Annotated in this window: 16 protein-coding genes; 5 read left to right on the top strand and 11 right to left on the bottom strand. The window is 43.7% G+C overall.

The window, feature by feature from the left end:
* Positions 1-2: 2 nt before the first annotated feature.
* Together mtaB and F752_RS0109315 are read left to right on the top strand one after the other, a co-directional pair.
* Positions 3-1,322, top strand: a complete 1,320-nt coding sequence (mtaB, locus tag F752_RS0109325; protein ID WP_017731461.1) for a tRNA (N(6)-L-threonylcarbamoyladenosine(37)-C(2))-methylthiotransferase MtaB — start codon at positions 3-5, stop codon at positions 1,320-1,322.
* A gap of 95 nt (positions 1,323-1,417) precedes the next feature.
* Positions 1,418-3,403 carry an endonuclease/exonuclease/phosphatase family protein gene (locus F752_RS0109315; protein WP_017731460.1) on the top strand — a complete coding sequence of 662 codons (1,986 nt, stop codon included), beginning with the start codon at positions 1,418-1,420 and terminating at the stop codon, positions 3,401-3,403.
* Between the two features lie 437 nt (positions 3,404-3,840).
* Here the strand turns inward: F752_RS0109315 and F752_RS0109310 are convergent, their stop codons facing one another.
* Together F752_RS0109310 and F752_RS0109295 are read right to left on the bottom strand one after the other, a co-directional pair.
* Positions 3,841-6,231: an outer membrane beta-barrel protein gene (locus F752_RS0109310; RefSeq protein ID WP_017731459.1), complete on the bottom strand. Its 2,391-nt coding sequence runs from the start codon at positions 6,229-6,231 to the stop codon at positions 3,841-3,843.
* Positions 6,232-6,722: 491 nt separating this feature from the next.
* Positions 6,723-7,481 (bottom strand): ankyrin repeat domain-containing protein, encoded by a 759-nt coding sequence (locus F752_RS0109295; protein ID WP_017731456.1) that lies wholly within the window; start codon positions 7,479-7,481, stop codon positions 6,723-6,725.
* 754 nt (positions 7,482-8,235) lie between these two features.
* Between F752_RS0109295 and F752_RS26235 the strand changes: the two genes are divergently transcribed.
* Positions 8,236-8,967: a sensor histidine kinase gene (locus tag F752_RS26235; RefSeq protein WP_160164101.1), complete on the top strand. Its 732-nt coding sequence runs from the start codon at positions 8,236-8,238 to the stop codon at positions 8,965-8,967.
* A 33-nt stretch (positions 8,968-9,000) separates the two neighbouring features.
* On the top strand, positions 9,001-9,711 hold the full coding sequence (locus F752_RS0109285) for a LytR/AlgR family response regulator transcription factor (protein WP_017731454.1): 711 nt from the start codon (positions 9,001-9,003) through the stop codon (positions 9,709-9,711).
* A gap of 291 nt (positions 9,712-10,002) precedes the next feature.
* Here the strand turns inward: F752_RS0109285 and F752_RS0109280 are convergent, their stop codons facing one another.
* The 5 genes from F752_RS0109280 to F752_RS0109250 all read right to left on the bottom strand — a co-directional run bounded on the left by F752_RS0109280 (position 10,003) and on the right by F752_RS0109250 (position 15,852).
* Positions 10,003-10,677 carry a hypothetical protein gene (locus tag F752_RS0109280; RefSeq protein WP_026135630.1) on the bottom strand — a complete coding sequence of 225 codons (675 nt, stop codon included), beginning with the start codon at positions 10,675-10,677 and terminating at the stop codon, positions 10,003-10,005.
* Positions 10,678-11,318: 641 nt separating this feature from the next.
* Positions 11,319-12,053 carry a hypothetical protein gene (locus tag F752_RS0109270; protein WP_017731451.1) on the bottom strand — a complete coding sequence of 245 codons (735 nt, stop codon included), beginning with the start codon at positions 12,051-12,053 and terminating at the stop codon, positions 11,319-11,321.
* A 233-nt stretch (positions 12,054-12,286) separates the two neighbouring features.
* Entirely contained in the window at positions 12,287-13,396 is a 1,110-nt protein-coding gene (locus F752_RS23785; RefSeq protein ID WP_017731450.1) for a DUF3616 domain-containing protein, read from the bottom strand.
* Between the two features lie 327 nt (positions 13,397-13,723).
* The gene (locus tag F752_RS0109255) at positions 13,724-14,512 is read right to left on the bottom strand and encodes a hypothetical protein (protein ID WP_017731448.1); all 789 of its coding nucleotides are present in this window, start codon (positions 14,510-14,512) and stop codon (positions 13,724-13,726) included.
* Positions 14,513-14,610: 98 nt separating this feature from the next.
* On the bottom strand, positions 14,611-15,852 hold the full coding sequence (locus F752_RS0109250) for an ABC transporter permease (protein ID WP_017731447.1): 1,242 nt from the start codon (positions 15,850-15,852) through the stop codon (positions 14,611-14,613).
* A gap of 273 nt (positions 15,853-16,125) precedes the next feature.
* On the opposite strand from F752_RS0109250, the gene F752_RS0109245 reads away from it, so the two are divergent.
* On the top strand, positions 16,126-17,385 hold the full coding sequence (locus F752_RS0109245) for a hypothetical protein (RefSeq protein ID WP_017731446.1): 1,260 nt from the start codon (positions 16,126-16,128) through the stop codon (positions 17,383-17,385).
* A gap of 73 nt (positions 17,386-17,458) precedes the next feature.
* Here F752_RS0109245 and F752_RS0109240 read toward each other — a convergent pair whose 3' ends face one another.
* Genes F752_RS0109240 through F752_RS0109225 form a run of 4 tightly spaced genes read right to left on the bottom strand, consistent with a single transcriptional unit; the run spans position 17,459 to position 21,673 of the window.
* Positions 17,459-18,118: a phosphoadenylyl-sulfate reductase gene (locus tag F752_RS0109240; RefSeq protein ID WP_017731445.1), complete on the bottom strand. Its 660-nt coding sequence runs from the start codon at positions 18,116-18,118 to the stop codon at positions 17,459-17,461.
* Between the two features lie 13 nt (positions 18,119-18,131).
* Positions 18,132-18,740 (bottom strand): precorrin-2 dehydrogenase/sirohydrochlorin ferrochelatase family protein, encoded by a 609-nt coding sequence (locus F752_RS0109235; protein ID WP_017731444.1) that lies wholly within the window; start codon positions 18,738-18,740, stop codon positions 18,132-18,134.
* A complete protein-coding gene (gene cobA / locus F752_RS0109230; protein WP_017731443.1) occupies positions 18,737-19,516 on the bottom strand; it encodes a uroporphyrinogen-III C-methyltransferase in 780 nt (259 codons plus the stop codon). Before cobA ends, F752_RS0109235 begins: the two co-directional genes overlap by 4 nt.
* Positions 19,517-21,673, bottom strand: coding sequence for a hypothetical protein (locus F752_RS0109225; protein ID WP_017731442.1), 2,157 nt, complete (start codon positions 21,671-21,673; stop codon positions 19,517-19,519). It lies immediately after the preceding gene.
* Between the last annotated feature and the right edge of the window lie 61 nt (positions 21,674-21,734).

Raw genomic sequence — 21,734 nt, 5'->3', positions numbered from 1 at the left:
AGATGAGGAAAGTAGCTTTTTATACATTAGGTTGTAAATTAAATTTCTCGGAAACCTCTTCCATTTCACGCCTTTTCGAACAGAAAGGCTATAAAAAAGTGGAGTTTGAAGAGCAACCGGATATTTATATTATCAACACCTGCTCCGTTACCGATAATGCGGATAAAAAGTGCCGCAAGATTGTACGGGAGGCCCAAAAAATTAATCCTGATGCTTTTGTTGCCATCATTGGCTGCTATGCACAGCTCAAGCCAACGGAAATATCGGAAATACCTGGTGTGGATGCTGTTTTGGGGGCGGCGGAAAAATTCCGGCTCATAGAGCTACTCGATGGCTTTGTAAAAGAGCCCTCGGCCCGGGTATTTGCCAGCGAAATCAGCGAAGCCAACACCTTCCACAATGCCTTCTCCTATGGCGATCGCACCCGCACCTTCCTGAAGGTGCAGGATGGCTGCAATTACAACTGTGCCTTTTGCACCATTCCGCTGGCCCGCGGCAAAAGCCGCAGCAACAGCATTGCCAATATTGTAACTTCGGCCCGCGAAATTGCCGCTACCGATGTAAAAGAAGTAGTGCTTACAGGCGTAAATATCGGCGACTTTGGTATACAGGAGGGCCGGCGAAAAGAACGCTTCTACGATCTGGTAAAGGAGCTGGACGAGGTGGAAGGCATTGAACGCTTCCGCATTTCTTCCATAGAACCTAACCTGCTTAGCGACGATATTATTGATTTTGTGGCAGATTCGAAGCGCTTTGTTCCGCACTTCCACATTCCGCTTCAGTCGGGCAGCAATAAAATACTCAAAAGCATGCACCGCCGCTACCAGCGGGAGTTATATGCTGAAAGAGTTGCCCATATTAAGCAACGGATGCCTCATGCCTGTATAGGGGTGGACGTTATTGTTGGCTTCCCCGGTGAAACAGAAGAGGATTTCCTGGAAACCTACCACTTTATCAATGAACTGGAGGTAAGCTATTTACATGTATTTACCTATTCCGAAAGAGCCAATACGGCTGCCACTGAAATGGAAGAGGTAGTACCCATGAAGGAGCGGAACCGCCGGAGCCGGATGCTCCGCAACCTCAGCGAAAAGAAGAAACGACACTTCTATGAACAGAATATCGGCAGGAGCGCCACTGTTTTGTTCGAAGATGATGTACAGGACGGGCACATGCATGGTTTTACAGAGAACTATGTAAGGGTAACGGCTAAGTACGACCCTGTGCTTATCAACGAACTGAAGCCGGTAATCCTCACCGGTATAGGTAAAAATGGCCATATGGAAGTGGCCGAAACAGAAAACTACATTGTACACGCATAAATGAAAGCCCTGGCACCCATTGCCAAGGCTTTCTTTTTTCACCACCTCCGCCTATCTCCTATCTCCTATCTCCTATCTCCTATCTCCTATCTCCTATGAAGAAAACATTACTCCTGGGATTACTCCTGGTCTCCACCCTCTGCCTACAGGCACAGGTACGGATTGACGGTGCCTTTACAGATTGGGAGAGCTTTGGCGCAGAAAGCTATACAGAGCCCGCTGAAGAAAGAACCGGCCCGGACCTCTCTGCTGTAAGTGTTACGAACGACGAGGAGTATGTTTACTTTTACCTGAAGGCCGACAAGCCTTACAAGCTTCACGATAATGACTACGCCATTAATCCTGCAGATGTTAATATTTACCTGGACACCGACCTCAATGCGGCCACCGGCAGGTCTGTTGCAGGCATAGGCGCCGACCTGATTATTGCAGCCGGGAGTAGAGATGTTCTCTACATCAATGAAAATGGCACTACCTCCCATTCTCTGAATGATATCGGGCTCATAAGCTTACCGACTGCCACTTCCAGTGAGTATGAAATTGCCCTTAGCAGGGAAGGTCTGTCCGAAATTTCGACACCGCTCTTTAGCCAGGGGGCCTTCCACTATGTTATAGAAGAGGCTAACAGTGGGGATTTGCTCCCGAATGAAGGCGCACTTACCTATACTCTCCAGGAAGGCCTGCTGCAAAACTATACTCCCCTTACATTAGAGCAGCAGGAATTGTCTGCGCCGCAAATCAGATTAATTACCCATAACGTACTTCACGATGGCCTGACAGTAAGAGAGCGCTCAGACATGTTTGCCCGAATTTACCAGGCCCTTCAGCCAGACATCCTCACCCTGAATGAGAACTGGGATACCTCACCCGAGGAAGCTGAAAACTTTTTCAACACCCACCTTCCACTCGAGTCCGGGGAAGGCTGGTATGCCTCTAAACCCGTATATGGTAATATTACCGTCTCCAGGTATCCAATTGTTGAAAATTGGGAAGTTTTCCCCGGATCACGCCTCGCAGCTTCCATGATTGACCTGCCAGACAGTATTTACCCCCGCGATATTGTTGTAATCAATTCGCACCTGCGTTGCTGCGATGAAGATAATCTTCGGCAGCAGGAGGGCGATGCTATTATTGCTTTTATACTGGATGCCAAAACAACAGGAGGTAATGTTGACCTGCCCGCCAATACCCCCATTGTTATTTCGGGCGACCTGAACCTTGTGGGCGATAATCAGCAGCTCCGCACCCTCCTGAATGGCGACATTCAAAATACCGACGAATTCGGCAGCGGCGGCGCACCGGATTGGGATGGCAGCACACTCACTGACTTAATGCCCCTGCATACCGACCATCCTTTTGCCTATACCTGGTACAATGCAGGCTCCCACTACCCTGCCGGCCGAATGGACTTTATCATTTACACCAACAGTATGCTGGAAGTACAGAAAAGCTTTATACTGAACATCATGGAAACCCCTGCTGAGAAACTGGCTGCTTACGGCCTTTCCACCGCTGATGCGGAAGCCTCCGACCACCTCCCGCTGGTGGCAGATTTTACAATGAGTGGATGCAGCAGTCCGGTGGCAGATGCCAGCTTCAGCGGCCTGCCCGATTCAGTCATTGTAAGCGCTCCTGCCCTTACCCTTAACGGGCAGCCTGCAGGTGGCGAATTCTGGGGCCCCGGAATGGAGGGAAGCACCTTTAACCCTTCCACTGCCGGAAATGGAGTGCACACCATTAAATATACTGTATGGAACAACGAGGGATGCAGCAACTCCTATAGCCAGGAGATTAAGGTAACAGAAGATACCCCTACCGGCATAAAAGATCCCCTGCTTGAGAAGGTCTCCATTGTACCAAACCCGGCAAGAGGCCAGTTTCGTGTGCTGCTACCTGATATTCCTTCGGCGCCGGTGCTCCTGACAATTTATACGGCAGATGGTCGAAAAGTAAAGCAGCAAGAGCTTAGCACGCAACAAACATCCATTTCTCTGAATGGTGTACCTGCCGGCTTACTATTTATCCAGATGAACACAAGGAAAGGCCAAAAGGCATTCAGGCTACTAAAAGAGAACAAATAAGCTTGTTCCTATAAAAAATTAGCACTCCTTTTCTTTCTGCTTCTGCACAAAAGAACAGGAGCCCTTCTTTTCATTTACAGCACCTTTCCTGGCTATACTCTTTTTACTGCTTGTAGCTTATGAAAAAAGTAGGTACAAATGTGTAAAAGTTCAGACAAGCACAATTCAGGCATAGAAAAAGACCAAATAAAATCTGCAAAGGCCACTGGACTTCACTCCGGTGGCCTTTGCATTTAAGAAATGATATTGCTTTCTACTCCTCCTTCTGTAGGCTGATAAATTATCAGAATTCGGTGGTTTATGAGAATTAGGTATACGAAAGTATTTTATAGAATTCGAACTTACTTCTACAGAAGAACCTTATAATAATCCTACTACCTTTTCAGGTGCTGTTCTAAAATTTGAGAAGCTGACAAAGATTACAGAAGGTTAAAAACTTAACCTCCAGATCTCCTTTTGGTATCTTCGTTGCCAAAGTTTCTTTCTCTGACATTTATCTTGTTATTCCCAAAGCTATACACAACAGATAAGCGCAAGAATCTCCTGCTATAGTTACTGCTGAAGTTCACCTCTACATCATTGACTTCCGAAACCAAATTGTTTAAGCTTCCTGTATCAAAAACGTCATTTGCAATTAAGGATAATTGGAGGTTCTCATCAAAAAGAGACTGTCTTATCCCAAAGTCTAAGCCATAGCGCCTACCAAAGCTATATAAGCCATTGTTAAAAGGAGAACTATAGAAAAAATCAACCTGAAACTTAGTTTGCTTACTTAAACTAAAGGTGTTGTTAGTTTCCAGGTAAAGTCCCCATCCATTTCTTGGAGTAGCATCTATGTTATTTTCAAAGCTTACCTTGTTTCCGAATAAAACCGCCTGGTTCTGGCTTTCCCACCAGGAAATCCTGTTAAAAATATACGATTCGGCAATTCCTCCGGAGTATTTGGTGTAATAATTTCTTCTTATTATTGCCTGCACATTAGTTTCATCCTCCGGAGAGAAAATAGTCCCAAACCCATCAGTGGTGATGTTTAAGAAAACATTAGAAGTTAAACCTATTTTATTCGCATAGTGATTCAATTCAAAATTGTCACTAAAAGAGGGCTGTAGAAAAGGGTTGCCTTCTGAATAACTATTGCTGTTGCTGTAAAAACGAAAAGGATTTAAATCTCTAAAGTTAGGTCTTTCAATTCTCCTACCGTAACTAAAAGAGAAATGATGCTCCTGGCTTTTCCGATACAAAAGGTAAAAAGTAGGAAAAGCTTTCAAATAATCATTTTCGTCTAATTGATTTAGGGTTCTGGAAAAACCTGTAGTAATTGTATTTTCTACTCGAACACCTGCTTTTACTTCCACCTTTTCAGTTACCTTCTTTGAGCCGCTCAGGTAGGCCGCCTGAATCTTCTCCTCGTATTCGAATTCGTTAGAAAGTGCAGGGTCAAAAACAGGTTCCTCAACGTTGATATTGTTGTAAGTATCTAAATCATTGAAGGAGTTGGTAAAACCTATACTAGCGCCGTAGGATAAGTTGACAAAGGTAAGAGGGTGCTCTACATCCACTTTAGCATTAAAATTATCAATAGACTGGTCTGATAAATTAATCGCCGCCTGATTAATTCCTATAAGCTCGTTTAAAGGAGAATAAATGTTTACAATAAAGCTTCTATTAAGATTATTATCATAAGAAAAATAATCAAAATCAAAGGAAATACTTCTACCCATCGTATCTAATGAGGATACTGTATGAAAATTCAAAAGGTGACTAGCTACATTCCTTTCATTAGTACCTGAACTTATGAAGGTTGAATCCAGTGCATTGAAATTATTAAATACATTCGTTACAGCTTTATCCAACCTATCAGGCTCACCAATTGAGCTCAAATACTGGACGCCTACCATAGTTTTACTTGTTAAATGGTAATCCAGTAAAAGACGCCCTGAAAAATCATTCTTTTGCTGCTTTACATCCAGCTCTGATTTCCATAATCCTTCTGAATAATCCGTTTTGACAAACTCTAAATTTCTCTCATTACCCATAACTCCATTTAAACTAAGGGCAGCTCTTATCTTATTCTTGTTATAGAAAAAACTGTTTCCAAAGTTAAAGAAACTGTAGAGGTTTTGATTGTAGGCCAAAGTAGTTGAATTCTTCCAAAAATCTCCTTTCCCTTTTTTGTAGATAATATTGATGATCCCGCCTTTTCCTGCAGCTTCATATTTTGCTGGTGGGTTAGTAAAAATTTCGATTTTCTTAATATCATCTGCGGAAATAGATTGCAAAAAGTTTACCAGTTCCTCTCCTGTTAACTGCAGAAGACGGCCGTCTATCATTACCCTGGTATCCCCTCTCCCCACCAGGCTAATTGACCCCGGGTCAATCTGTAAGCCTGGTGCAGCATTTAAAGCACTCAAAGCATTTCCACCACTGGCTACAACACTATTTTCGACATTAAAAACAGTTCTGTCAGTTGTTCTTTCAATCAAAGGCTTATTCCCCTCAACAACCATTTCATCTAACTGAACAGCCGATTCATTGAGGACAATATCTTCTAGCTCCTGGTTTTCATTTAACACAACTTCTTGTTGAAATTTCTCATAACCGACACTACTCACGCTCAAAGTATATTTTCCCTTTTCTGTCTCAATGAGAAAAAAACCATTATCATCTGTGATGTCGTAAGCTTTGATTGCTTCTGATGAGTCTAATAAAACTACATGTACATAAGGAATGGGTCCATTGCTGTCTTTTACAAACCCTTTTATCTCTATCTGGGCAAAGCAAACAAGGGAAAGCAGTAAATTTAGAAGTACAAGGAAAAGCCGTTTCATGTTAAGGGTTTAGAAGTTATGTTTATTTTTCAGAACAAGGGAGCTAAGGGATCCATGATTATTGAGCAGTTCTTTCACAGCTCCATGGCTTCAGAATTTCCTATGCTTTCAAATGATCTTCACCCAGCCTTCTGCAGAAACTGTATTTCCGAAAGGTCCTTCCGCCTATCTACCTTTACTTTGCAGGTCTACACTTTTCAAAAGGAGGCTTAAAAGTTATTTCCAGGGTTATTCTCAACCATTTCTTGTCCACCTCTGGATGAACTGCCTTTCATCAGTAGCATCTAAGAGTTTCCTCTTCATTTGAGGTGGAGATCTAAATGGAGGTTTTACAACTACCCGGGCCATAACCTTATCTACCTGATAAGCGGCATATACTACCCCTGTCAGGATTATAGCGAAAGGCTGTGGCAGGCATACTAATACCTTGATTTTTGGTTTTCGTATTAGTGCCCAGAGCGTAAAGAAGCTGAGCTGGTCTGGCAAAAGGTTTAATGACGGTCTGAATATTCTTCCAGTAGTTCCACCATTTCCCTGTTTTGACTCATGCGTGCGTGATACAAAGGGTTCTCATCTCCTGGTGAAGCTAAATAAGGATCCGCTCCTTTTTCTAATAAAACCTTTGCTATATCCAGGTGGCCCTTTCGCACAGCAATAATGAGGGGAGAGCCATCACCTGTTACCTGTGCATTAACATCTGCTCCTTGTGATATAAGGTACTCCACTGTTCCCAGGTGACCTTCTCTGGCAGCAATAATAAGGGCAGTGCCTTCTCTTTTCAATTTTTTATTCACTTCAGCACCATTGGACACTAACAATTTGGCAAAGCCCAGATGTCCGTTTGCTGAAGCAGCCATTAAAGGAGTTTCATCACCTTCTGCATGATAGGCTACATCTGCTTTAGCCTCCAACAGGAGCTTTCCAATTCCAACATATCCTGCTCTTGCCGCCGCTACCAAAGGGGATCGGGGCTCACCGTCACCCCTAAATATACAGTTCGGGTCAACATTTCTGAGCAGCTCCTTTACTCTGACACTATCCTGGCTTTTTACCGCCCTCAGCAATTCTTTGCAACCATCAGAATTGGATTGTTCCCCTCCCGATTCCTCCTTTACAGCAACAGGAGCCTTAGGGTAACCTTGGGCAAATACCTTAAAGGGTGTGCTTAGGAGCAGGATTAAGCTAAATAAATTCGGAGCGATAAAGGAAAATTTCCGGAAGCTTTGGAGGTTAAAGTTTTCTGTGTGCATCTGATTAAGGATAAAGGTAAAAATTAGTGGTGAGGATTTGATTCTTGCAGCTTTACAATCATCATAAAAACTGTTACAATTATTTTTTGTCTGCAACCATAGAAATGATCAAGGACCCGGAACGAAGATGGAAATAATTAGGGCACGTTTTTATTTTTATCGACCAATTTGGTCGGCAGGATGCCACAAAGCCTCAAAGGTCTGATAAATGAGTTTCGTCTGTAGTTTCCGCTCTTTCGTATCCTCCAAAGAAGGGTTTCATCTACTTTTGGCTACTTACAGAAGATTTAAAGCTATCTTTATCCTTCAACCACCTATCGCTATGAGGCAAATAAATAATTTGTTTTCCCGGCTTTTACAACATCGTCTGGGTAGGCATCTTTTGTTTTGGATCACGATTTATCTTGTGTTCACCATAGCGCAGTCCAGCTTTGTTTCTAAATATGAGGGCACCTTTACGGTTATTCTGTTAAACCTGCCAGGAATGCTTCCTACGGTTATCGCTGCCTATTTTTTGAATTATTATTTAATCCCGAAGTTCTTTAACCGCCAGAAATTCCTTTCATTTTTTATCCTGTTTGGGGTGTCAGGCTATTTTATTTGCGTTTTGGCAAGGATTATTAACGTATATGTTGCTGAGCCTTTACTATATAGAGAAGGGAGTTTTGAGCAGGAAAGTATTTCAGAAATTTTAGTACAGCTTGCCCATTTAGTCACTGTTTATTTTCCGGAAATATATTTGATAGCTTTTGCCATGACTGTTTTAAAACAGCAGAAGAGCCAACTGGAAATGAAGCAACGCAATATTCTACTGGAAAAAGAAAAAGCCAGTACTGAACTTCACTTTCTAAAAGCCCAGATCCACCCGCACTTTTTATTCAATACCTTAAACAACTTATATGTGTTGAGCCTGAAAAAATCAGATAAAGCACCGGAAACTGTTATTAAGCTCTCGGAAATTCTGGATTATATCCTCTACAAAGGAAATGAAGAGATAGTTTCAGTGGAAAAAGAAGTTAAATTACTCGATAATTATATCGCGCTGGAGCAGTTGCGGTATAGTAATCAGTTAAAAATTTCTTTTGTAAAGAATATTGAAAATGAAAGTGTAGAAGTTTCTCCCCTGCTACTGCTGACCATTGTTGAAAATGCCTTTAAGCATGGTGCCAGTGGAAGTTTAGACGCTCCGCTTATAAAAATTGAATTAATTGTTAAAGACCAGCAGCTATTCTTTAAGGTTTTCAATACCAAAAGCCTTTGCTTCGAAGCAGATAACACAGAAATTAAACAGGGTATAGGAGTATCTAATATCAGAAGGCAATTAGCACTCATTTACAGAGAATATGATTTCGCTATTCAGGAAAGCAAAGAGGATTATCTTGTTACTTTATCCATAAACCTCAAATCCCGCATTCAAGAACCTGGAAGCGGCGCTTTAAAAAAGCAGATGAACATGAATGAATTTCCGGAACTCTTTTCTGCATAAGTTACAGCCATTCAAAAGTAAACCGTTTCACTAATGACCACTAAATCTGTAATTATTGATGATGAACCATTAGCGATTGAGCTTATCGAAAGCCATGCAGCCCAAATAAGTGGTTTAGAAGTAGTGGGTACATTTAAAAATGCCGTTAAAGCCCTGGAGTTTTTAAAATCACATCCTGTTGACCTGATATTCCTTGATATACAAATGCCTGTACTCTCAGGGATTGACTTTTTAAAATCTACTAACATTGCCCCAAAGGTTATTTTCACTACTGCTTATCGGAAATATGCTTTGGAAGGATATGAGCTGAATGTTGTGGACTATTTACTGAAACCCATCACTTTTGAACGATTCTTCAAAGCGATGGATAAGTATTTCAGCTGCTCTTCTTCCTTATCACAAAACAGGCCACAAGAGTCCGCTGATACGCAGGAAAAAGAATATATCTATGTAAAAGCCGATAAAAAAAATGTAAAGGTTAGAATGAATGATATCTTATATGTGGAAAGCATTAAAGATTATATTAAAATCCAGACTCCTGAAAGCATCATCATTGTAAAAGAAAAAATAAGTGTGTTTGAAAAGCTCCTGCCATCAAACGACTTTTTAAGGGTGCATCGATCTTATCTGGTTAATATCCATCATATAACCGCATTTACAAATTACGACATCGAAATTAACTCCACTGAAATCCCAATTGGCGGAATATATAAACAATATGTTCTAAATGTTTTGTGCCAATAGGCAAATGACCTTCCCTTATATGCATCCGATTAACTACAAATGGTAGTTGATAAAATAGGTAAAGAGCTTTACTTAATGGTTCTGTTCTTTATCCAGTAATTGGAAAGTAAGTAATAATGTAGCCTTACCTGAAATGATTAGAGTTGACAATGGTCCTAAATTTATCTCTCAGAAACTAGATACCTAATTTAATTTACCTTTACAGAAAAACGACCGGTTTATTGTAAAGTAAAACTTCATTTTTATTAGCCACTACATTGCCTTGCACCAGGCCTCATGGATTTCCGGCATTTAATGATTCTGAAGTATCCTTTTTTTGAATAATCCAAAACATGTAAATTCAAGAATATATGAATCATACCTTATGTTTGGGTAAGATTCGGGTATGTACTTCCACCCTTGATTTAGTTGTCTGATGTAAGAGGGAGCGATTTCTAGTTTTACCCCTTTTAGTTGAAAAGTATAGGATAAGCCTAAAGCAAGACCTAGATGATAAGTAGAAGATCCACCTGGTTGTGAAACATAATAGAAACTATTTCTAGGGCCGATCTGATGAAAATATTGAAATATTTTCCTTCCAAAGGTAATCCCGGCAATGGGAGATATAAAATGCTTATTTGGCAGGTAAAAATGAGCCTGTAGATTAAGAGGGGCAGTTAAGTGCCAGATATTTGGTGATAGGATGATCGGGTTTGAGCCATAAGGTACTGAATAAGTTGTACCCTTATTATAGATCATGAGACCGGAATTTATACTCATCCTATCAGAGACAAAATACTTGGCTTTTACACCAAAATTGTAAGAAAGCCTTCCTCTAAAGTTCAATTCATTTTTTGTATCAGCTGGGTTGTATCGTCTTTCAGTTGATGGAGCAAGGCTAATTCCCCATTCCATTTTTTTTGATTGAGCACTTAAAGAGATATTTAATAGTAAAAGAAAAAGAGAAAGAAATAAAGACAACTTCATAGAATTTTCTGTGCCAGATGAGGGGGAAAGCTACTCAGAAGCCAACTTTAAAACTTCCTAATCTTTTAGAAGATCATACATCATATACCTGGAAATGTCTAAGTCGAAGTCTTTTCTTTTAGAGTTGTCTCAAGGACATCCGTTTGCCTTTAACCAAAACAGACATTTTCAGTGTAAACTAAAACCTGCGGTTTTTGAGATTCTGAAAATCACCACCAAATATCTCCGGATAGTATTCCTGTATTCTTATAAATCCATCTCATAAATAAAACTATGTTCTATTTATGAGACAGCGTTTTTAATACAAATTAATGAAGATTATATATGCAAAGGTAAGCAAACTAGGCCAGAAGCTGGAACTCCAGCCTGATGACCTTAATAGCTATGGGTGCGAAACAGTTACAATGAAAAAATATTCCTTTCCTTCTAAGTCTGGATAGGATTAAGATCTTTGAAGGTGGAGGCGAAAAAGGCAAAAAAACATATTGGGTATAGCTCCTAAACTAACCTCCGATTATTCGATGGTAAATGACAACAAAGGCAGTTTAATGAAAACCAAATATAACTTTGCCAGATTTTTTTTTGCAAATCGCTATATAAATTGTGAACTTAAATTATTTTCCGAACTTTTTTCACAAACTTCATGCTATTTCTTCTCTCATCTCAGCACTACCTACAATTACATTTTTACGATATCCCCTATTATTTGCCAGCACCTGATACAGGTATAAAAAAATGCAGTAATAAATTAAGGTTTCTTCAAATTCAGAAATATTCCCGTTTAGCACTCTGCTCCGGATATCAAAATTATTCTTGATAAAGAAAGCAAACTGGCTTATGAGCGGAACTAAAACAACAGTGAGGGCCAACAGCGGGCTAGGCCTGAAGGTGGCCGGCACCAGCGCCTGAAACCTGTCCAGAAACTGAAACTTTCCTTTAGGCCGGGCCGCCAGCAGGCAAATAATGGCCAGAAAGAGAAAAGAAAGCTTCTTGAATACCTCTGTCAGGGCAAAGCTGTTGTGGATGTTCCTTACCTTCGTTTCGTATTCTGCATTAATCATGGCCGTTGTCTTTCCAACATACCAGTCGTATATATGCAAACCATAATCCACCTCTTCCAGTAATATAAAAAGAGAAGCCGGCATTCCCAGTAGAAAAAAATATTTCGGCAGCTTATCCGACAGCTTACTTCCCTTCAAACACACGACCAGCATACCCACGATAATAAGTACCTGTGTATTTTCTATTACTCCAAACTCCCGGTTATATTCCGGAGCCATGGCAAAGCTCAGCCCTCCCCAGTCAAAAAAATAAATCAGGATATACAGGATAAGGATGACAGCCGGAGCTATCCAGTAAATAATGTGCTTTTTCATCTGACCCACTGTACTTGCAAAGTGTTTTATTTGGTTTTATTAATCCTCCTTCAACGGTAGGTGTACTAATTGGTGAAGGAGGCATAGAGATGAACAAAGTTATTACAATTTAGCTGAAATGGTATCGCAGCTTTAAAAATCAGGAACCCTCCTTAGCACCTACTCCACTCCAAAAAAAATTCCCTGGCTACTTTCATCCAGGGAATTCTACCTTATCGTTTTTACCTTAATACTTACCCCTTCTCCGCTACCGGATCCAGGTAAATAATATCGAGCTTCACCTTGTGTTCTCCTATTTTCCTCTTTTTGCTTGGGCTGTCAAAAGCGACCAGGAGGGAGTTATCCTCCTCCCGCAAGCCTAAACCTTCGGCCTTATCAATGCCATGTTCTTTGCCGGTATGCGGGAACATATGGATACTTTCAATATCGCGGCGGCATACCAGCTGATTACCGGCATGCTGGGTTCCGTTTTTCCACCGGTAAATTTCCATGGTCCCATCCAGGTCCATGGTAGGTCCGGCCAGTATAAGCAGGTCTTTTCCCTGGCACACCAGTTCGCGAATACCCATGCCATGGAGGTTGACGAAATGCTTTTGATAATAATCCCCAGTTTCTTCATCTTTTTTCAGCTTAAGAAGTCCCTCCCCCTTCTCCTTCAGCTGAATTTCGAGTATAATGGCCCACCCTCGCAGTACCGGACCTCTCAAGCCTAAGAACAGCTTATCTTCATGAATCGCGAGTCCTTCAATATCAAAACCGTTGTCTTTTCCGGGCAGGGTGATAAAACTCCCGAGGTGCCTGTCCTTTTTTAGCTTCTTGGTAAGCTGGCTCCATTTTTTTTTGCTGTGCTTGAGTTTTGCTGCCTTTAAGGGCTCATCTGGATTTGCCGGGTTGGGCCCCTCCTTCACCAGTGTATATTCACCATCTTCGCCTTTTAAAATGGGAATGCGTGCCAGCAGGTTCCGGTTTGGCCCCAGCTTTGTTTTACAGATGCGATCGATCTCTTTTTCCTGATCTTCGGCTTCTTCCCGTATTTTCTTTCTTTTATAGCTATGAGAACCAACCACCCATAAATAGTTACCATAAACATCCATCCCCTCTATGTCCGCTTCATCGTCTGGCGAGGGCAGTTCAATAAAATCTTTCAAAAAGTAGTTTTTGGCTTTCCCGTATGAGCCATCTTCGAGCTGTTCGAGTCGCTGTATACTAATGTTCTCATCGCCTGCTACCCACAGGTATTTTCCTGTGCAGGCAATAGAGGAAACACCTTCCCGGATATTCCTGTCGAGGAGTTCTTCTGCTATAACGTCTTCAAAATCGATGATGAGGGTATCTTTTTTCATTGGACCTTCTACATTTGGTTAAAAAATGATTTCAGGTAATTTAAGCAATGAAGAGGGTAAATCATTACAGAATGTGGATTTTTTAAGAGCCGCCTTATGGAATGGTCTACAGAAAGGGAACCTGCGGAAAACAGTTTTCGAACTCGCCCTTATGCAGAATACCTACTTTGAACACTGCCGCAAAAAATATTCCCGCCCCCCCCTCATCACCTTCCTTATAAACAAGCTAACTCTTTCTCTGATGTCCCTCCATCTTTTCCTGTGGCAGAGAATGGCCGGCGATTCTGCATTGTAAAACTTAAGCAGGAAGAGCTGTTTTCGGGCTGCTTACTTTTTATAAAACTTCTCCAGCCGGTTGTCGATATTGAGGTAATAAAGGCCGGAATTAAGATGTCCGAGTTTAATTTCCTTACCAAAACCCTTCAGCAACTGGTTACCCTTAGGGTCACTAACAATGTACTCCGTTTCGCGGCTCAGGTAAATCTTGTCCGATACACGTGTAGGAGCAAAGGTAACAGGCTCTACAGGAGACTGGTAGGTATGGACCCTGCTGTAAAAAGTTTCTCCATCCTGTTGAAGGTATTTAATCCGGTACTGGTTGGCGCCGGAGTGGTGCTCTACCTCCGCCTGGTAACGGCTGCTTTCCTCGCCATAGCCTTCCACGCTCACTACCGGCTGCCAGCGCTGTTCAACCAGCTTTTCTACAAAAAACTTTCCGCTCCCTTTCTCACCGCTCGTTAGCCACTCCAGCTTTTGCTTATCTACCTGAATGCTCAGGTATTGAAAATTATTGCGGGTTTTAATTACCTGCGGGTTTATCACTTTTGGGGCACAGCCACTGCTGTAAAGAATTCTTACGGCCACAGGCTGCTGTTCTTTCAGGTGCGAAAGATTTACCGTAAAAGCACTCGAGCGGGGATTTACAAAAACCTGCTCTCCGTTTACCCATACTTCTCTGGTACAGTAATCCTTAAGGTTACTGCTGAGGGGATTTTGCACATACAGGTTCTTTCCGTTATAAACACCTGTAAGCACCACCTCCTGTTGCTGCTGTGCCTGTACAAACAGGGGCAGTAAAAGAAAAAGGAAAGATAGTATGAATGGATGCAGGGACATTTCTACAAAAATATTACATATTGCGTATAATTTAACAATATAATAAACATTCCAGCAAAAATGTCACCACTTTTTACCAAAACAATTTAGTTCCTCCTTTACTCGAATCGGAGTGACTCCACAGGATCTAACTTCGAAGCCTTATAAGCAGGGTAAAAGCCGGAAAATAAGCCCACAATCACGCATATAGTCACACCGGTAAATATCCATAACCATGGAATAATAAATACCCCGTCGCCTATAAAATTCGCCACCACGTTCCCGATGGCAATTCCCAAAATGATTCCGCTCACCCCTCCTAAAAGACAAATTACGATGGCTTCAATCAGGAACTGCTGCCGGATTTTAAGAGGAGTAGCGCCCAGGGCTTTCCTTACCCCAATTTCGCGGGTTCGTTCAGTTACCGATACCATCATAATATTCATTAAACCGATAGAAGCACCCATTAAGGTAATGGCACCAATAACAAACCCTCCAATTTTCAGGTAACCACTTATTTCGGCCAGGCTTTCTGCTGCTGTCTGGTTTCGTTCAATTTCAAAAGAATTCGGATACCCTAATGGGTCCTGCCGGATGCTGCGCATAAGGCCGGTTGCTTCTCCCATATTTTTGTCCATGGTGGTGGGGTCTTTTACAGCCACATCAATGGTATATTGCAGGGGGCCGTTAATGGCAAACCTGCTTGCTCCGATAATGGGTATAATAAAAGCCCGGTCTGTCCCCGAATCGCCACCCAGCGCTCCGCTGGACTCCAGCACCCCCACTACTCTGAATTTACTTCCCATCAGGCTAATGTCCTTCCCAACAGGGTTTTCCTTCTCATCAAAGAGAGCATCCCGCACCTGCGGACCAATAATAGCTACATTTGAGCCATACTGATCTTCAAGTGGAGAAAAATTTCTTCCCTCGCTCAGGTTGTAGCCTTCCAGCCCGAGGTATTCGGCATCCGCTCCCAGCACCATCATATTAGGATTCGTTTTTTTGGAACGATACTTTGCTTCCACCCCTCCTGCTACCCTTGTATTAATCGAAATAACAGAGGAGGTGCCAAAGAGCTCCTTAAAACGTCGGGCTTCATTAAAAGTTAAGGGTTCATAACTCTTTTCCTGCCGGCCTTCGCTCTGGCTCCGCTGTTCATTATCTTTAGAGCTGATCGTAAAGGAGTTTGCACCAAGGCTACTGAAGCTGTTGGTGATGGAAGCCTGCATACCATCTATGGACGTTAATATTCCAACCAGAGAGGTAATACCAATGGCTACAATAGCTGCCGTGAGGATACTACGCAACAGATTACCCCGTACGGAGCGCATTCCCTCGCTAAAATTTTCCTTTAAATGCATAAATTATGTACTCATAAATGAATGTGCAAAAATATACACTGGCAGCCCCTCCCTGCCGGAAGCTCAGCTAATCCGGCATAAGACGTTAAAAGCGGCACCCTCTGTTTCAAGACCATCCCTTTTAATTTATTAAATTAAAGACAGCCCCGGCACTACTGAACCTCTTTGCACTTATACCGGTTAAGGTACAGCAAATAATATTTTTTTGTAATGATTATTATTTGAAAATCGTTATACTTTGGATAACCGGCAAATATCAACCATAACCTTCGTATGCAAAAATTAATCCTGACCCTCTGCCTGCTGCTAACCGGCCTTCTTACAGAAGCTTCCAACATTCTTATTCCGATGGATGACAAACAGAGCAACCACCTTAAGGCCTATGGCATTGCCTACTGGGTGCTTGAAAACGGAACAGAGATCGACTGGCTGCTGAATTACAGGGGCGGAAGCTTTATGTATCCTCATTCGCCAAAATTCGAAAATGAGCTGATTATACGGGGCGTCAGCTACGAGGTAATTTCAGATGCTGCCGCCAACAGGCTGGTAAGCGAAATTGCCAGCCCATCGACCAATCAGGATGTGATGAAACTGCAGGAGGTACCGAAAATTGCGGTTTATTCTCCTAAAAGCAAAATGCCATGGGACGATGCCGTAACCCTGGTGCTGACCTATGCCGAAATTCCGTATGACATTGTGTTCGATAACGAAGTTATGTACGGCGACCTGCCAAAATACGACTGGCTACACCTGCACCACGAAGATTTCACAGGCCAGTACGGTAAATTTTATGCTATTTACCGGAACGAGCCCTGGTATCGCGAACAGCAACGGGAGTATGAAGAAACAGCCCGTAAGCACGGCTTTGATAAGGTAAGTGAGCTAAAACTAGCCGTAGCCAATAAAATTAAAGAATTTGTAGCCGGCGGAGGCTTCCTGTTTGCCATGTGCTCTGCCACCGATACGTATGACATTGCCCTCGCTGCCGAAGGGGTAGATATTGTAGCAGATATGTATGATGGTGACCCAGCCGACCCTGCTGCCCAGCAAAAGCTCGATTATGATAAAACACTGGCCTTTCAGGATTTTAAGCTGGAACGAAACCCGCTGATGTATGAATACTCCAATATCGACAACCAGCCGATGGAGCGTGGCATTACGGAGGAAAATGATTACTTCGAGCTCTTCGAATACTCTGCCAAATGGGATCCCATTCCTACCATGCTCACCCAAAACCACACCCACCTTATCAAGGGCTTTATGGGGCAAACAACTGCCTTCAAAAATAAACTGGTAAAGCCTGATGTGGTGGTAATGGGAGAAGCAAAAGCCATTGACGAGGCCAAATACATCCATGGTGTGTTCGGCAAAGGCTTCTGGACGTTTTACGGCGGCCACGACCCCGAAGATTATGCCCATCAGGTAGGTGAAGAACCCACAGACCTGAACCTTCACCCTAATTCTCCGGGCTACCGACTCATCCTGAACAACATCCTGTTTCCGGCAGCTAAAAAGAAAAAACAGAAAACATAATGACAGGTATCGGGTATGGGGTTTGAGGTATCGGTAACACCATGCTCACACCTCACACCTGACACCCCATGCCCTACATGTGCAAACCACACTCCGTCTTGGGGCTATCGGCCCAACGGCCGCTTCTCCCTGCTCCTTTTACTGTACAGTGTTTACAGCCAATGGAGTCGTATCCCTGCCTGAGTAGCGGGTGCTCCGGTAATTCATGAATTTGCCTATAAAGGGCTACTTCTTCAGGCTTCATATCAATAACAGGATGAAACTTTACAATATCCGGACGCTGTTCGAAAAGCTCCATCTTCTGTCTGTTTTCACTCTGAAATCGTAACAATCCCGACACCCAGATGAGGTGCCGGCGCTTGAGCTCATCGACTGGACTAACCTTGTTAATAAAGCAGCAAAGATCCTGGTTAAGCTTCCATGTTTCATTTTCCCTGGTAAAACGATGTTTCCTTTCCTCTGCCCGGACATCTATTAAAGTTAGGCCCAATTGTTTGGTTACCAGCTCACGATAGGTGAGTGTTTCCTCAAAGTGGTAACCTGTATCGACAAAGTACACCGAAAAGCCCGGCCGCACTTTACTCAGCATATGCAGCAACACGGCCGATGTACTACCAAAAGAAGAGGTTAGGAGGATATCTTTTTCCTCTACCTTTTCAAACAGCGCATACAGGCGCTCCCGTGGGCTCAATTTCTGGAAAGACTTATTCCACGAGTCAATTTCATCCTTCATTCTTCTTTTTCCTTTATTTTCCCTGACCAGCTAAAAGACTGGCGGTGTATTCGTTTAATTTTTTCACCTTGTACTGGAAATTCCCTTTTAGCATATTCCGTAGCTGGTGTAGGTTAGTCAGCAGCTCATCAATATCATCAGGCAGGCTCTCCTCCAGCAGTTCGCGGAAGCGCTTGGCAAAAGTGGGTGACTTCCCGTTGGTAGAAATTCCTATTTTAAGGTTTCCCTTTTTCACGGTAGACCCCAGATAGAAATCGCACAGGTGTGGCGTATCGGCCACATTGGTCAAAATTCCTTTTTCCTTTGCCAGCTCCTGTATTTCGGCATTGGTTTGGGGAGAGTCGGTGGCTAATATCAGTACTTCTATCCCCTCCAGGTCGGCATAATCAAAGGATCGTTCTTCCAGCTGCACACCCGGATGAGCCGCCGCCAGGGCAAATATTTCTCTTTTGATGTGCGTACCAATAAGCCTCACCTTCGCCTCCTGATTGTTCTTGAGGAGGGCCTCCAGTTTTTCCTGCCCCACATTTCCTCCGCCTACAATTAAAATATCGAGCTGATCCAGTTTCAGAAAAATCGGAAACAGCAGATTGCCGCTCTCTTTGCTAATTCCCTGGCTCATATCCGGAATGGGTTTTGCGGCGTTATGGCGACATTCAGCTTACGTACCTTCTCATAGAAAAACTCGTGAGTCCCGACAGCCTCGCCTATAACAAGCAGCGCCGGGGCAGCTATTTTTTCGCGGTTCCGGGTATTTACCAGCGTACTTACCGTGGCAAAGTAAACCAGCCCCTCTTCCAGCGAGCCTTTAGAAATGATGGCTGCCGGCAGCTGCCCCTTTCCCTGTTTCTGGTACAGGCGGCTTATTTCTTCCAGCTTCCCCAGGCCCATAAACAGCACCACGGTAGCCGACGATTGTGCTGCCAGTGCAACATCGGCCGAAAGCACTCCTTCCTTGGTGGTAGCCGTAATGGCCCAGAAGCTTTCATTAATTCCCCGGCGGGTAAGCGGAATGCCGTAGTAACCCGGCAGGTTGATACTGGAAATACCCAGCACTACCTCTGTTGAAATGCCGAAGGTTTCCGCATATTCAAGCTCTTCCTTACCACGGGCAAAAATAAAAGGGTCGCCTCCTTTCAGTCGTACCACGTGTTTTCCGCCAACGGCCTTTTCCACAATCAGCTGATTGATTTCTTCCTGCCTGAGGCTATGCCTGCCGGCTCTCTTGCCAACAAAAATTTTCTCAGCACTCTTTTTAGCATACTCCAGCACTTCCGGGTGTACAAGGGCATCATACAGCACCACATCGGCATCGGCCAATGCTTTAATTCCTTTCAGAGTAATCAGCTCCGGATCACCAGGCCCTGCTCCTACTAATGTTAATTTTCCTGTCATCATTTATGCCTTATAATAATTTTGAACTACTACTTTATCGCCACTATTGGTTTCTGCCAGCTGCTCTGCTCTTTTTTGCTTTACCTGCTCCAGGAAGCGGCTTGCCTGCTTGCGATAGCTTTCTGCAAAATCTACGGTAGGCTCCTGCTTATTCATTTGCAGTACCAGGGCATCGAAGGGCTGCTCAAGAGCAAATTCACCACTTTCATAGAAGTGGGTATTGAAGTCGGTAATAATGCCCTGTTGGGTATTGCAGTGCAGATCTTTGCTCAGGAGCATGGCCTTCGCTCCAATTACCAGGGAGCTGTAGGCATGGTAGATCGCATCGGCATTATGTCCCTTTTCAAAAGCTTTATCAGAGAGGTATAAACGCTCTTCTGAATCGTTGATAATGGTGCCCACCACGTCGTAGCTTATGCCGGCACACTCACCCGTACCAATTTCCGGGATAAAGGCCGCATCGTGCCCCCAGTCAATGTAATCGTTTTTTTGTAGGGTCGATAGGTCAGCAAGGGGCTTCAGCAGCGAATAGAAGTACATTTTCCCCTGGCGCGTGAAGTAGTCGTTAAAGTATTCTCCTTCCAGTGCTCCCTCCTCATAATCATCGAGTATGGACCTCAGTGCCTGCGGAATGCGCTTGGTAGGCAGCTTTATCACCTTCTCGGCAATAAAGCCTTTCCCCGAAGGGTCTACACCGCCGCCCAATACCACCTGCAGGGCCGGCACTACCTTATTTCCATTTTTAATGGAGCTGCCGTGCAAGCCAATACTGGAGGCCATATGCTGCCCGCAGGAATTCATGCAACCGCTGATTTTAATATCGATGCTTGTGTTGGCAATCAGCTCCGGATACTCTTCTTTGATGACTCTTTCCAGTTCCTGGGCCACTCCTGTACTATTGGTTACGCCAAGGTTACAGGTATCGGTACCGGGGCAGGCAGTGATGTCGACAATAGTGCCAAAGCCAGGCTCGGCCAACTCCAGGTGGTTCAGGCGGTAAAAGAGGTAAGGCAGCGTTTCTTTGCGTACATACTTCAGCAACAGCCCCTGGTTAATGGTTACCCGGATGTCGTCGGCCGCAAGCCCCTGCTGCAGGAGGCTGGCCAGTTCTTTTGCTTTTTCAGCAGAGATATTGCCCAGCTGCAGCTTTATCTGCACGCCATAAAAGCCTTTTTGCTTCTGCTCAAACACATTTGTTTTCAGCCACTGTTCGTATTTTTCAACATCGGCCATATGGACCTCTGGTACGGCCGGTGGCGCCGGAATAAGAGGCTGTTCTACCAGGCCATGATCTACCACTACCTGCTTGTTTGCCAGCCCGGCATATTCTGCTTCAATCAATTCCCTGTACTTTTGCAGTCCAATGCCCCGTTTTTCATCCAGCAGAAACTTCAGGCGGGCCTTCATGCGCTTTTCGCGTTCGCCATAACGGTCGAAAACACGCAGGGCTGCTTCCAGAAAAGGAATCAGCTCTGCTTCCGGTAGAAATTCATAGGCCGTTTCTGCGATAAAAGGCTGTGCCCCCAAGCCGCCCCCTACCACTACTTTAAAACCTCTTTCGTCTCCCTTCAGGCGCGGAATAAAGCCAAAGTCATGGAAGTAGGTATAGGCAGAATCGTGCTCGCTGCTGGAGAAGGCCATTTTAATCTTTCTGCCCATGTCCTGGCAAACAGGCTTGCGCAGAAAATAACGGAATACCGCCTCGGCATAAGGCGCTACATCAAAAGGCTCTTCGGCATCGATGCCTGCCAGCGGAGAGGCCGTAATATTGCGGACGGTATTGCCGCAAGCCTCTTTGGTGGTTACTCCTACCTCTTCAAGCTTTGCCCACATTTCAGGGGTATCTTCCAGGTGCACATAGTGCAGCTGAATATTCTGGCGGGTAGTAGTGTGCAGGTTGCCGTTGGTATATTTTTCACTGATTTCCGCAATGCGCACCAGCTGGGCTGCCGTTAACTTTCCGTAGGGTATTTTGATGCGGAACATCTGCACCCCCAATTGCCGCTGGCCATACACCCCACGCGTAAGGCGAAAGGCTTTAAAGCGCTCCTCTAAAATATCGCCTTTTTTAAAGCGGTTAATCTTCTCCTGCAGGTCGATGATGTCTTCGCGCGCTGCCTCGTTTATATTTTCCGGTAAACTAAATGTATTAAGTGCCATGTCGATTATTTTTTTCTGATTCATAAAAAAAGCCTCTGCGGGTATCCGCAGAGGCTTTATC

The organism is Nafulsella turpanensis ZLM-10, from assembly GCF_000346615.1.
Taxonomy (GTDB): Bacteria; Bacteroidota; Bacteroidia; order Cytophagales; family Cyclobacteriaceae; genus Nafulsella; species Nafulsella turpanensis.
This window is presented reverse-complemented; position numbering and strand designations above follow the sequence as displayed.